Genomic DNA, 11742 nt, shown 5'->3' on the forward strand with positions numbered 1-11742 from the left:
CTAAAATAGTTAGCCTTGCTAACTAAATGGATTGTACTCAATGGCATTAGAAAAAAGCTTGATTGATTTGGAACGTTTTTGTGCAAAAGCGTGGCGTGTTTATGCCAAGGAAGATCCGCTTTCTCATTTGAGCTTTAACGAGTTTGATTATCTACGAGTGATCCAGCTTTACCCAGAGGGCGTTCGAATTACGGACCTTGCTGAGGATCTTCAGGTGACAAAACCTTCCGCTTCTAACATGGTGGTTCGTTTGGAGAAAAAAGGATTAGTACAACGCATTGCTTGTAATGAAGATGCACGTTCAAAGCGTGTTCTTTTAACGGAAGAAGTCATTCAAGAAATGTCGTTAGAGCAAGTGGTTTACAAGGATATTTCTGAACAACTCGTGCGTAAACTTGATAAACAAGAAGCACAGCAACTGAAAGCGCTACTGGATAAAGCGCTCGGAAACTAAACATACATTTTATTCTTTTATCTATTTAGTTAGCCTTGCTAACTATTGGTGGTAGTCATGCAAAACTCTATATATAAACAGTTTTGGAAATACACAATTCCGACCGTTGCAGCCATGTTGGTCAACGGCTTATATCAAGTCGTAGATGGCATTTTTATCGGTCGTTATGTAGGGGCTGATGGATTAGCCGGGATCAATGTAGCCTGGCCGATCATTGGCTCGATACTTGGTATTGGTATGATGGTGGGCGTAGGTACGGGTGCACTCGCCTCTATCAAACAAGGTGAAAAAGACAGTGAAGGTGCTAAACGTATTCTTTCAACTGGTCTTTTGCTTTTAGTTGCTTTGATGCCTGTCGTAGCAACAACTTTGTTCTTCTTCGCTGATGACTTTATTCGTTGGCAAGGGGCTGAAGGGCGAGTATACGAACTTGGTTTGCAGTACCTGCACATCTTAAGCGTTGCGTGTGTGTTCTCGTTAGGTTCAATCGCAGTGCCGTTTTTGCTGCGTAACGATGATAGCCCGAACTTAGCCACCATCTTGATGGTGATTGGTGCCGTGATCAATATCGTGCTTGATTACCTATTTATTGCTTGGCTTGGTTGGGAGCTTGAGGGCGCAGCTATTGCGACTGCGTTAGCACAGATGGTGGTCACCATTCTTGGTGTGGGATACTTCTTTACTTCCAGAGCCAACATGCGTTTGTCTTTCAGTGACTTGAAGATGCAGTTTGATGTTATCCCTAAGATTGTCATGATCGGCACATCAAGCTTCTTCATGTACGCATACGGCTCAATGATGGTCGCGCTGCACAACGCGCTGTTTGCTCAGTATGGTAGCGCTCTGTTAATTGGTGCTTACGCCATCTTGGGTTATATCGTTACGGTCTACTACTTGATCGCGGAAGGCATCGCTAATGGTATGCAGCCTTTAGTGAGCTATAACCATGGCGCACGCAACCAAGACAATATTCGTAAGCTGTTGAAGGTCGCAATGGGCACGTCAGTGCTCGGTGGTGTCGCGTTTGTTATTTTGATGAACATCTTCCCGTATGAGTTTGTCTCGGTGTTCAACAATGCCGATCAAAACCTGATTGATGCGACAGTGGTCGGCATTCGCCTCCATATGTTTGCATTGTTCTTGGATGGTTTCTTAGTGGTTGCTGCGGCGTACTACCAATCGGTGAACAAAGGCAGCAAAGCCATGTTTGTGACCATTGGCAACATGGTTATCCAATTACCGTTCTTGTTTATTATGCCCAAGCTATTTGGTGTAACTGGTATTTGGATTGCATTCCCACTGTCTAACATTGCTTTGAGCTTAGTGGTGATGAGTATGTTGTGGCGTGATATTAAGAAGTTAATGAATGAGAGTTCTGTAGAGCCGAGTGTTCAAGTTTCTTAATCGAAAAACGCAAACGAAAAAGCGAGGTTAACACCTCGCTTTTTTATTGGCTTGAAAACCCTGAGAAGGGCTTAGATGTTCTTCACTTCTAAGCCAGCAAGCTGATGCCAGTAACCGTTACATTGGCGGTCTTGGATCTTGCCTGGGTTAGTGCCTTTCTCGTTTGAACGGAATTGGTCTAGTTCAGAGAAGGTACTGATACCGAGTGGGCTTAGACGAACCACATCAACCAAACCTTCCATGCTCGGGAGATCATTGACCAAGTTGTAGCAGTAACCCGATTGAGTCTGAATGCCATTTAAGTTGAAGACTTCTTGACCTTCTTGGCTGCTGACTTGGATACCTGTTGGGTACTTAATACAGCAAGTTTCGCAGTCATCTTTGGCTTTGTTTTCTGCACGAGCGGTAAAGCAGCGTGCCGAGTAAGCCAGTGGCAGGTAACCATGGCTGAAAACTTCCACTTCAAACTTATTGCGAATACCTAGTTCGTCACATTGAACCAGCGTGTTGCTGAGCCACTCACGCGATAGCTCTACTGGCATACACCAGCGGGTCATGCCCTGTTTTAGGAACAAGTTAAGCGTGTGCGCGTTGTAAGTGTTAACCGCTGGGCCAACGACGAAAGGCACTTTGTGCTCAGAAGCTAATTGAACCGCAGATACGTCGTTAGCTTCAATCGCGAAGTCACCGTTGTCGATGTACTTTTTCATAATGTTGACTTCACTTGGCGCTTCTAATAGTGCCATCGTTGAAAGCACCACTTGTTTACCAGATGTAGACAGTTCTTTCGCAATATCAAACCAGTGCGCAGGTTTCATCTCTCGACGTTTTGAACACACGGTTTCACCTAGATAGATGATGTCCGCAGAACTTGATTTTGCTTGCTCATAAAACGCTTCAATATCTTGCTTTGGCCAGAAGTACAACAGCGGACCAAGTGCGTATTTCATTGAGTTATCCATCTTAACCTCTACTGCCATTTACGGTGGTAAGCACCAAGTGTGGTTTGCGTACCTTCCGATACGTTTGCCAACGCTGCATCCCAAGCCGCTTCTACTTGGTAAGCCTCTGGGTTTGCTTGGTAACGATCAATCGCTGCACGCCATGTGCGCGTTACTTGTTCTACGTACGCAGGGCTACGTTGGCGGCCTTCAATTTTTACTGAAGCCACATTTGCCGCAAACAGCTCAGGCATCATAGAAAGGGTGTTTAAACTGGTTGGCTCTTCCAGTGCGTGGTAGCGTTTCTTCTCGCCTTCAATTTCAGCGTCGAAACGACCTTTACACAAGGTTGGGTAGCCCGCGTTTTCACCGGCGCTGTAGCGATCGATCAGGATGTCGTTAAGACGAGATTCCAGACCGTTTTCTGTTTCTTGCCAGCGAACGTATTTCGCTGGAGAACACGCACCCACGGTGTTTGGTGACTCGCCGGTCATGTAAGACGACAAGTAACAACGACCTTCTGACATGATGCACAAACTACCAAAAGCAAAGACTTCCAGCTCGACATCGCTGGTGATGTTGCGAGAAAGCTGTTTTACCTGATGGATAGACAATACGCGAGGCAGTACAACGCGCTTCACGTTGAAGTTTTGTTTGTAGAAATCAACAGCCGCAACGTTGGTCGCTGAGGCTTGCACAGATAAGTGCAATTCTAGTTCAGGGTATTTGCGAGCAGCGTATTCCAGAACCGCAATGTCAGCGACAATCAAAGCATCAACACCAAGAGCCGCTGCGTTATCGACGGCATTTGTCCAGCGATCAAAGCCATTTGGATGGGCAAAGGTGTTGAGCGCAACGTGGATCTTTTTGTTGCGGTCATGAACGTATTGCACCGCTTTTTCTAGCTTCTTGCCGTTAAAGTTAAGACCAGCAAAGTGACGAGCGTTGGTGTCGTCTTTAAAGCCGATATAGACGGCGTCTGCACCGCAATCAATCGCGGTTTTTAGCGCAGGCAAGTTACCCGCAGGACACAAGAGTTCCATATGCTCACAATTTTAGAGAATAAAAAGGTGCCCGCATTTTATGAAGAATTATGAATAGCGAAATTGACCTAAGTTAGGTTTAGCTCAATAAAGTTGAGATTTACCCCTTGAGAGTAAGGGGGAACACTCAGATTTTGTTGCAGTTGAGATCAGTTCTTATGACGGCGGTTTTGCGCAAACAACTCTTCAACTTCGTGTTTAGGTTGAGGACGGTAAAAATGGAAGCCCTGAATCGAGTTACATTGCAGGTTCGAGAGCAGTGTCGCTTGCTGGTGGGTTTCCACACCTTCGGCAACAACCGTCAAATCTAATGATTTACCAAGGTTGATGATGTTCTCAATCACCGTCACCTGTTTCGGTAGTGTATCGATGTCGTTGATAAATGCGCGGTCGATTTTTAGCTCATCGATAGGGAAGCGAGCTAAGTAGGAAAGGGAAGAGTAACCCGTTCCGAAGTCGTCGATAGACAGAGCAAAACCAAGCTTTTTGATCGCGTTAAGCATTTGCAGTGTGTGTTCGCTGTCGCTCATTACTGCACTTTCGGTGAGCTCGAAGGTAATACAACTTGGGTCAAGTTCGGTAGTGCGCAGCAGCTTTTCCATGTAGTCGATCAGTTGTGGGTTACCAAATTGCTCTGGAGAGAGGTTGATCGCCACGCGTCCCGGTAAGATGCCTTGCAGTTTCCAGCGCTTTACGGTGTTAAACACATCGCGCATTACCACACGACCAAGGTGTTCAATCAAGCCTGCACGTTCAGCTACGGGGATAAATGCGCCCGGGCTGATATAACCTTCAACCGGATGCTTCCAACGTACTAACGCTTCTGCACCGTTAATGCTGAAGTCACGGGCGTTAACTTTTGGTTGGTACCATACTTCTAAGCCGTTTTGCTGCAATGCTTTTTGTAGCTCGATCTCCAACCACAAACGCATTCGTGCTTCTTTGTTCATCTGATCGTTAAATTTAATCAGACGGTTACGACCTCGGTCTTTCGCTTCGTACATCGCGGTATCAGCATTTTGTAGCAGAATGCGCGCGTCTTGCCCGTCTTCTGGGTAACGCACACTGCCAATTGAACATGCTAGGCGTTTACTGAAATGATGCAGATCGAAAGGTTGGTTAATCAGAGAAATAATGCGCTCAGATAAAATCTCCGCCATGCGAGTGTTTTCTGGCTCAGGCAGGATGATGCCAAATTCGTCACCGCCTAAGTGACCAATGATAGCTTGATTAGGTAAAGAGCGTTTTAGGCGGGCGGAGACTTCTTGAATTACTTTGTCACCGATGTGGTGGCCAAGTGAGTCATTGATATTCTTAAAGTTATCGATGTCGAGGTAGAAAACCAGTAACGGTGTCTGGCTCTTAATAAGTTGCTCTAATCGTTTAGTAAAGCCAAAGCGATTATACAGCTTGGTCAGTGAATCAATGTGTGCGTCTTCATTGGTGGCAGAAGAGAGTAGTTTTGGCGCATCATCAGCGTCTTGGATCAATATGATTTGGGACTCGCTACCAAGAATTGCCGTAGTATCCGCATGCAATTGGACTTTACGTTCAAATCCACAACGTGCGCTGGTTAAACAAACAAAGGGCTTTTCTGATAACAGCGTGCTGATGCGATGGGTGAAAACCTTTTTGCTGTTTTCATCAATGAACAAGCGAGTAAGCTCTTCACCCAGTAATTCGTGGGGAGAGTTTAACCCTAGTAAGCGAGCTGAAGCAGGGTTTGCAGAGATGATAATGTCATCTTCAACAAGCAATAAACCGTCAGGTAAGAGCTGGGTGAGCTTGGCAAACTTGCTCTCAGATTCTTCTAAAGAGCGAACCAGAATTTGTTTTTCTGATGTATCGACGGCATGAAAAACCACAAAACGGATTTCGTTTTCTTCGTGAATCGGAGAAAGACTGAAGTGCAAACTGGTTTCGAGATCGGTTTCGTCGAGTGTGATTTCTGCTTCGACATGCTCGCCTTTGAAGGCACGCTGATAGTAGGGCGCGAGCTTTTTGTAGAACTGCTCTCCCAATACCTGACTGTCGTTAAGGCCGATGATTTCATCATGACCTAAGCCTGCAATGTCACAATAGCGATCACTTACCATTCGATAATTGTGTTTCTTATCAAGAATGGCAAAAAAGAAAGGGCTATTTGAGGTTAGCGTTGCAAACCAATGTTGTAATTGCTGGGAAGGCATTAAGGTGTTACCGATCTCCAATGAGCCTGATTATTCGTCCGTGTAATAAAAACGCTATTTTGATAACTATAACTTTGAACATACCGTTATTAAAGCGTTTATCCACGACTTAGCGTCAATAATACACGTAAGGTCAAAAAAACGACGCTAAGGTTGGTAAAACTGCCTACTTCTAAAACAAACAGTTTTATTGATACATAACAGGTACTGGTATTACTCTATTGCGTAATATAAACGACCTTATGACAAAGTAACGGATAATTAGCGTGTTAAACAAGATTCGCAGTCAACTAGTAAAGAACGCAGCATCAATTTTGCGATCTCCAGTCCAGTTATTGCCACAAACTGTTCAGAAAAAAGCCTTGTTAGAAGGCCTAAAAATGGTGTTCAAAGAAGCCCTAGAAGATGGCGATTTTGAGTTCCTTGAAGACAAGTGGCTAAAAGTTGCGATTAAAGACTTGAACTTAGCATGGTATATCAGCTACCAAGATGAAAAGTTAGTGGTAGCAGAGAAACCGGTTCAGGAAGATGTGAGTTTTAGTGGTAACCTTAACGACCTAGTACTTATTGCTGGTCGTAAAGAAGACCCTGACACGCTGTTCTTCCAACGTCGCCTTTCTATTGAAGGTGACACCGAGCTTGGCTTGGAAGTGAAAAACCTGATGGACAGTGTCGACTTAGAGCAGTTACCAAAAGCAATGCAGGTTGCACTGAACCAACTGGCTGACTTTGTTCAAAAAGGCGTTCAAGCACCAGCACAAGAAACCGGAGTAGCGAATGCTTATTCGAACTGAAGCCCCTGCGGACATTCTGACCATTGACCGCCTATTGAAACATGCTTTCCCCACTGAGGCGGAAGCCAATCTAGTGATGCGCCTACGTGAAAACGGCAAGCTCACTTTGTCGTTGGTAGCATGTACAGATGAAGGTGAAGTCATTGGTCACGCATTGTTTAGTCCTGTGACGCTAAACGGTGAAGATTTGTCTTGGCAAGGGCTTGCACCACTGGCGGTACATGAAGACTACCGTCGTCAAGGTATTGCGGCTGAAATGATTAAAGAAGGTTTCGATTCTTTACGTGATTTTGGTTACCCAGTCTGTGTGGTATTAGGTGAGCCAGAATACTACGCTCGTCAAGGTTTTGAAGCTGGTGAAGAGATGGGTTTTGACTGTGCATGGGAAGTTCCACAAGGTGCATTCCGTGTCGCTGAATTAGTAGAAGACCAGTGTGATGGTCGTTCAGGTCGTATTGATTACTCACCAGAGTTTTCTGAGTTGTAGTTTGCCGTCTATCTACTCGACTTAGAGAAACAAAGCCCGCATTAAAAAGCGGGCTTTGTTGTCGATGCGCAAAGAGAAAGCGTGGATTAATCTTGCTCTTGGATACGTTTTTTGCCCCAAACCTCGATTTTGGCTTTTTTGCTCATACCTGCGGCATTCAGAGTCATGTTACCCCAGCTTTTGTATTCCATATCCAGACGCTTAAATTTAGCATCTTCAGATCCTGGTAGAGTCCATGCGCGCGTCGACATGCCCTTGGTTAAAGTGCCGACCATGGTCTTGAGTTTTTTTTCACTGCCATCAGTCATGGTCACTTTCATGTTCTTGATGCTCATGGTGCCTTGAGTACACTTGATTTTAATCTTGCTGAATTTACGATTTTTGAAAAGACCATTTGGCTCAACCGTATCAGTTTCCGTTTGGAAGTTTACGGTTTTTTCTGCGATCAGCTCCCAACCATCGTTGCTATCCTTAGCAAAAGTAGTAAAGCTGGTGGTCGCGATGAGCAATGTGATTGCGAATGATTGGAAAAGCTTCATAACACCTCTGACTTTAAATGCGAAATTTTGGTAGGATTGCCTCGTTCAAATAGGTGACAAAAGATGTCAATTAACGAGAAACAATATTTACATGAAATGGGGATCAGCACATGGGAGCTGACTCACCCAGAAAGATTGGAAGGCTATCAGTCGCCATTATTGGATTTGCAAAGTTCTTGTAAACTCCTATTGGTATCGCCAATGTGTCCTGAAAACGAGACAGCTTTGATGTTTGAGCGTGTATTGAAGAGCATTAGACTCTCGCTCGACGATGCGCTGTATTTAGAACCGAGCCGAGTATCTTCTTTAGGCGAGCACGAGTTGGAGTGGGTATGGTTTGCTGGGTGTGAAATAGATGCAAGCGTTAATGCAAAACAACTGACTTCCCCACTACTGAAAGATATTGATGGCAACAACGAACAACGTCGCGCCTTGTGGCAGCAGATCTGTTCGTATTCGTAACGGAGCAAAAGCGTGACGATTCAAATTACGCCGATGGAAGCTAAACACTCAGATCAAGTTTGGCAAATTGAGCAGCAAGCACATTCTCACCCTTGGGCTGAATCACTGGTTCGAGATTTATCGAGTCGAGGTGCTTGTCATCATGTGATGACGGAAGATCATCAAGTATTGGGTTACTTTTATGCGCAGAATATTGTGGGTGAAGTGACCTTACTCAACATCGCGATAGCACCGCACCAACAAGGAAAAGGCTTAGGTCAGAAGCTTTTGGATGCTTTCTTTGAATACTGTGAACAAGCAAAAGCAGAGAGCGCTTGGTTGGAAGTGCGTGAAAGTAACCATCCAGCTATTCATATTTATGAACAAGCGGGCTTTAATGAAGTGGATCGTCGTTACAACTATTACCCTGCTAAAACGGGCAATGGCAAAGAAGATGCCATCATTATGAGTTACTTATTTTTGATTTAGTTTTTAGTCATTACGAATTACCTCATCAACACTTATGCTATAAATGCGTATCTGACTTCGAGGCTATTGAATATGTAATAATAATTTTTTGAATTTTTTACATCTCTTTGTGTGGAGCTAGTTTTCCATTGTTGGCGCTAGGGAATGTGAGCCCTAGGGAAAGAGAGGATGAACCGAGCAAATTGAGTTCATGTCTTTCCAGTTTGCTAGCATAGCGATAATAAGCGAGAATACCGCACAATATCGAATAGTAGATATGCTTGCCCATTTTGTGAGCATGAAAGTAATTTAGAAGATTAACTAATGTCAAATCCCCTTTTTTTAGGCGAAGTTTCTAAGCGTAGAACGTTCGCTATTATTTCTCACCCGGATGCGGGTAAAACCACCATTACTGAAAAAGTACTGTTATTCGGAAACGCAATCCAAAAAGCAGGTACGGTTAAAGGTCGTGGTAACGCACAACACGCAAAATCAGACTGGATGGAAATGGAAAAGGAACGTGGTATCTCGGTAACCACGTCTGTCATGCAGTTTCCTTTCAACGATTGTCTGGTTAACCTACTTGATACTCCTGGACACGAAGACTTCTCGGAAGATACATACCGCACACTTACGGCGGTTGACTCGTGTTTGATGGTTATCGACGCGGCGAAAGGTGTCGAGGATCGTACTCGTAAGCTGATGGAAGTTACTCGTCTGCGCGACACTCCAATCGTAACTTTTATGAACAAACTTGACCGTGACGTTCGTGACCCAATGGAAGTATTGGACGAGGTTGAAAACGAACTTGGCATGATGTGTGCGCCAATTACCTGGCCAATCGGCTGTGGTAAAGAGTTTAAAGGCGTTTACCACATTCACCGTGACGAAACGATTCTGTACGAATCTGGCCACGGTCATGAGATCCAAGAAGTTCGTATCATCAAAGGCCTAGATAACCCTGAGCTTGACGAGAAAGTGGGTGAAAGCTTGGCAGCAAGCGTTCGTGAAGAGCTTGAACTTGTAATGGGCGCTTGCCCTGAGTTTGACCAAGAAGCGTTCCTAACGGGTGAGTTAACGCCAGTTTACTTCGGTACAGCACTAGGTAACTTCGGTGTAGATCATATGCTAGAAGGTCTGACTGAGTGGGCTCCAGCACCGAAGACTCGTCAAGCGGTTGAACGTGACGTTGAAGCGACAGAAGACAAGTTCTCAGGTTTTGTATTCAAAATTCAAGCAAATATGGATCCAAAACACCGCGACCGTATCGCATTTATGCGTATCGTTTCGGGTACTTACACACAAGGCATGAAGATGAACCACGTTCGTCTAGGTAAGCAAGTGAGTATCTCGGATGCGGTTACCTTCATGGCGGGTGACCGCTCTCGTGCAGAACACGCTTACGCGGGTGACATCATTGGTCTTCACAACCACGGTACGATTCAAATTGGTGATACGTTCACTCAAGGTGAAGCGTTGAAGTTCTCAGGTATTCCAAACTTTGCACCGGAACTGTTCCGTCGTATTCGTCTAAAAGATCCATTGAAGCAGAAGCAGCTACTAAAAGGCCTGGTTCAGCTTTCTGAAGAAGGTGCGGTACAGGTATTCCGTCCACTACAAAACAACGATTTGATCGTTGGTGCGGTTGGTGTACTTCAGTTTGACGTGGTTGTGGCTCGCTTGAAGTCAGAATACAACGTTGAGGCAATCTACGAAGGCGTTAACGTGGCAACGGCGCGTTGGGTTGAGTGTGGTGATGCGAAGAAATTGGATGAGTTCCAGCGTAAGAACCAAACTAACCTAGCGTTGGATGGTGGCGATAACCTAACGTATATCGCACCAACCATGGTTAACTTAAACCTAGCGCGTGAACGTTTCCCTGATATCGATTTCCGTGCGACTCGCGAGCACTAATCGAATCTAACTCGCTTTATATTGCGTACTAGATCATAAGCCGCCGTTAGCTATACACTTAGCTAACGGCGGCTTTTTATTTGGCGCAACGCGAATTCTATTAGCTAAAAAGGAAGTGTGATGAACTGGTTTAAGAAAGGGCTCAAACGCTATGACGATTGGTGCAAAGAGATGGGGCTGACGCCTGATCAAAAGCGCAGTTGTGTGCCGTATAAACAAGACCCAGTTCATGAAGACGAGCCTGCTAAAAAAGCAGAGCAAGGGAAAGCAAACAATGAAACTGTTTGATACCCACTGCCATTTTGACTTTGACGTCTTTCAACAGGATTTTGCTCACCAAGTCGACCTTGCTCGTGAGCAAGGGGTAGAGCGTATCTTGATTCCGTCTATCGGGCCGAGTAACTGGGCTCGTATTCAAGAGCTGGCCAATCAATACTCTCATCTTTATTACGCGCTGGGTTTTCATCCCTATTTTCTACAACAAGAGTTTGAGCAGTTTGTTCCTGAGCTCGAATCTCTGCTTTCCTCACGCAACCGACAATGCGTTGCGATAGGGGAGTGTGGTTTAGACTTTGCTATCAAGGTTCCCGCCGAGCTTCAAGAGCAGGCGCTCAAATTACAGTTCAAACTGGCAAAACGATTCGAACTACCCGTTATTTTACACAGCCGAAAAGCACACAATCGTCTCATCCAAATGGTCAAAGCCGCTAAGTTGCCGAAAGGGGGTGTGTTGCATGCTTTCTCTGGCAGTTATCAACAGGCGATGGAGTGGGTTCGATTAGGTTTTCTTATCGGAGTTGGGGGCACAATTACCTACCCAAGAGCGAACAAAACACGCGACGCGATTCAAAGGTTACCACTGCAACATCTTGTACTCGAAACCGATGCTCCAGATATGCCTATACTTGGCTATCAGGGCGAACCGAATCACCCTTCAAAACTCATTTATGTCTTAAATGAGCTGTCTGCGTTGCATATAGAAAACAAGCAATCGATTGCGTCTCAGCTATGGGAAAATAGCAATTCTGCCTTCTCTATATGTGAATAAAATCTAAAGATGGTGTTTAA

13 protein-coding genes are annotated in these 11742 nt (G+C 45.0%); 9 read left to right on the forward strand and 4 right to left on the reverse strand.

The annotated features are described in order from the left end of the window. The first annotated feature begins 40 nt into the window (after positions 1-40). Together VJL_RS14735 and vmrA are read left to right on the forward strand one after the other, a co-directional pair. Entirely contained in the window at positions 41-454 is a 414-nt protein-coding gene (locus VJL_RS14735; RefSeq protein ID WP_038865889.1) for a MarR family winged helix-turn-helix transcriptional regulator, read from the forward strand. Positions 455-511: 57 nt separating this feature from the next. After that, positions 512-1858 (forward strand): sodium-coupled multidrug efflux MATE transporter VmrA, encoded by a 1347-nt coding sequence (gene vmrA / locus VJL_RS14740; RefSeq protein ID WP_038878966.1) that lies wholly within the window; start codon positions 512-514, stop codon positions 1856-1858. Between the two features lie 71 nt (positions 1859-1929). Here the strand turns inward: vmrA and VJL_RS14745 are convergent, their stop codons facing one another. The 3 genes from VJL_RS14745 to VJL_RS14755 form a co-directional block, all read right to left on the reverse strand. Continuing rightward, positions 1930-2808, reverse strand: a complete 879-nt coding sequence (locus VJL_RS14745) for a U32 family peptidase (protein ID WP_038866052.1) — start codon at positions 2806-2808, stop codon at positions 1930-1932. Between the two features lie 20 nt (positions 2809-2828). Beyond that, positions 2829-3842: a ubiquinone anaerobic biosynthesis protein UbiU gene (gene ubiU / locus VJL_RS14750; protein ID WP_038878968.1), complete on the reverse strand. Its 1014-nt coding sequence runs from the start codon at positions 3840-3842 to the stop codon at positions 2829-2831. Positions 3843-3991: 149 nt separating this feature from the next. Next, positions 3992-6031, reverse strand: a complete 2040-nt coding sequence (locus tag VJL_RS14755) for a sensor domain-containing protein (RefSeq protein ID WP_038865896.1) — start codon at positions 6029-6031, stop codon at positions 3992-3994. Positions 6032-6297: 266 nt separating this feature from the next. On the opposite strand from VJL_RS14755, the gene ubiT reads away from it, so the two are divergent. Next, the gene (gene ubiT, locus VJL_RS14760) at positions 6298-6825 is read left to right on the forward strand and encodes a ubiquinone anaerobic biosynthesis accessory factor UbiT (RefSeq protein WP_005431915.1); all 528 of its coding nucleotides are present in this window, start codon (positions 6298-6300) and stop codon (positions 6823-6825) included. Then, positions 6809-7312 carry a GNAT family N-acetyltransferase gene (locus tag VJL_RS14765; RefSeq protein WP_038878970.1) on the forward strand — a complete coding sequence of 168 codons (504 nt, stop codon included), beginning with the start codon at positions 6809-6811 and terminating at the stop codon, positions 7310-7312. The genes ubiT and VJL_RS14765 overlap by 17 nt, the downstream gene beginning before the upstream one ends. Before the next feature lie 86 nt (positions 7313-7398). Here the strand turns inward: VJL_RS14765 and VJL_RS14770 are convergent, their stop codons facing one another. After that, positions 7399-7851 (reverse strand): DUF2541 family protein, encoded by a 453-nt coding sequence (locus tag VJL_RS14770; protein WP_038865900.1) that lies wholly within the window; start codon positions 7849-7851, stop codon positions 7399-7401. 63 nt (positions 7852-7914) lie between these two features. Here VJL_RS14770 and VJL_RS14775 point away from each other — a divergent pair, with 63 nt between their 5' ends. From VJL_RS14775 to VJL_RS14790, 5 genes are all read left to right on the forward strand, one after another. After that, positions 7915-8313 (forward strand): DNA polymerase III subunit psi, encoded by a 399-nt coding sequence (locus VJL_RS14775; RefSeq protein WP_038878972.1) that lies wholly within the window; start codon positions 7915-7917, stop codon positions 8311-8313. A gap of 12 nt (positions 8314-8325) precedes the next feature. Beyond that, positions 8326-8781 (forward strand): ribosomal protein S18-alanine N-acetyltransferase, encoded by a 456-nt coding sequence (gene rimI / locus VJL_RS14780; protein WP_038878974.1) that lies wholly within the window; start codon positions 8326-8328, stop codon positions 8779-8781. A 303-nt stretch (positions 8782-9084) separates the two neighbouring features. Next, a complete protein-coding gene (prfC, locus tag VJL_RS14785) occupies positions 9085-10674 on the forward strand; it encodes a peptide chain release factor 3 (protein ID WP_038865904.1) in 1590 nt (529 codons plus the stop codon). Positions 10675-10794: 120 nt separating this feature from the next. Further along, a complete protein-coding gene (locus tag VJL_RS29525) occupies positions 10795-10962 on the forward strand; it encodes a DUF5363 family protein (RefSeq protein ID WP_158001440.1) in 168 nt (55 codons plus the stop codon). Further along, positions 10949-11722 (forward strand): TatD family hydrolase, encoded by a 774-nt coding sequence (locus VJL_RS14790; protein WP_038878976.1) that lies wholly within the window; start codon positions 10949-10951, stop codon positions 11720-11722. Before VJL_RS29525 ends, VJL_RS14790 begins: the two co-directional genes overlap by 14 nt. Positions 11723-11742: the final 20 nt, after the last annotated feature.

Source organism: Vibrio jasicida CAIM 1864 = LMG 25398, assembly GCF_000400365.1.
GTDB classification, from domain to species: Bacteria; Pseudomonadota; Gammaproteobacteria; order Enterobacterales; family Vibrionaceae; genus Vibrio; species Vibrio jasicida.

Excerpts from the sequence above, each read along its gene's own strand:
- VJL_RS14770 (WP_038865900.1), bottom strand. The coding sequence starts at position 7,851 with ATGAAGCTTTTCCAATCATTCGCAATCACATTGCTCATCGCGACCACC.
- VJL_RS29525 (WP_158001440.1), top strand. The coding sequence starts at position 10,795 with ATGAACTGGTTTAAGAAAGGGCTCAAACGCTATGACGATTGGTGCAAA.
- prfC (WP_038865904.1), top strand. The coding sequence starts at position 9,085 with ATGTCAAATCCCCTTTTTTTAGGCGAAGTTTCTAAGCGTAGAACGTTC.
- VJL_RS14755 (WP_038865896.1), bottom strand. The coding sequence starts at position 6,031 with ATGCCTTCCCAGCAATTACAACATTGGTTTGCAACGCTAACCTCAAAT.
- VJL_RS14745 (WP_038866052.1), bottom strand. The coding sequence starts at position 2,808 with ATGAAATACGCACTTGGTCCGCTGTTGTACTTCTGGCCAAAGCAAGAT.
- ubiU (WP_038878968.1), bottom strand. The coding sequence starts at position 3,842 with ATGGAACTCTTGTGTCCTGCGGGTAACTTGCCTGCGCTAAAAACCGCG.
- vmrA (WP_038878966.1), top strand. The coding sequence starts at position 512 with ATGCAAAACTCTATATATAAACAGTTTTGGAAATACACAATTCCGACC.
- VJL_RS14765 (WP_038878970.1), top strand. The coding sequence starts at position 6,809 with ATGCTTATTCGAACTGAAGCCCCTGCGGACATTCTGACCATTGACCGC.
- VJL_RS14735 (WP_038865889.1), top strand. The coding sequence starts at position 41 with ATGGCATTAGAAAAAAGCTTGATTGATTTGGAACGTTTTTGTGCAAAA.
- VJL_RS14775 (WP_038878972.1), top strand. The coding sequence starts at position 7,915 with ATGTCAATTAACGAGAAACAATATTTACATGAAATGGGGATCAGCACA.
- VJL_RS14790 (WP_038878976.1), top strand. The coding sequence starts at position 10,949 with ATGAAACTGTTTGATACCCACTGCCATTTTGACTTTGACGTCTTTCAA.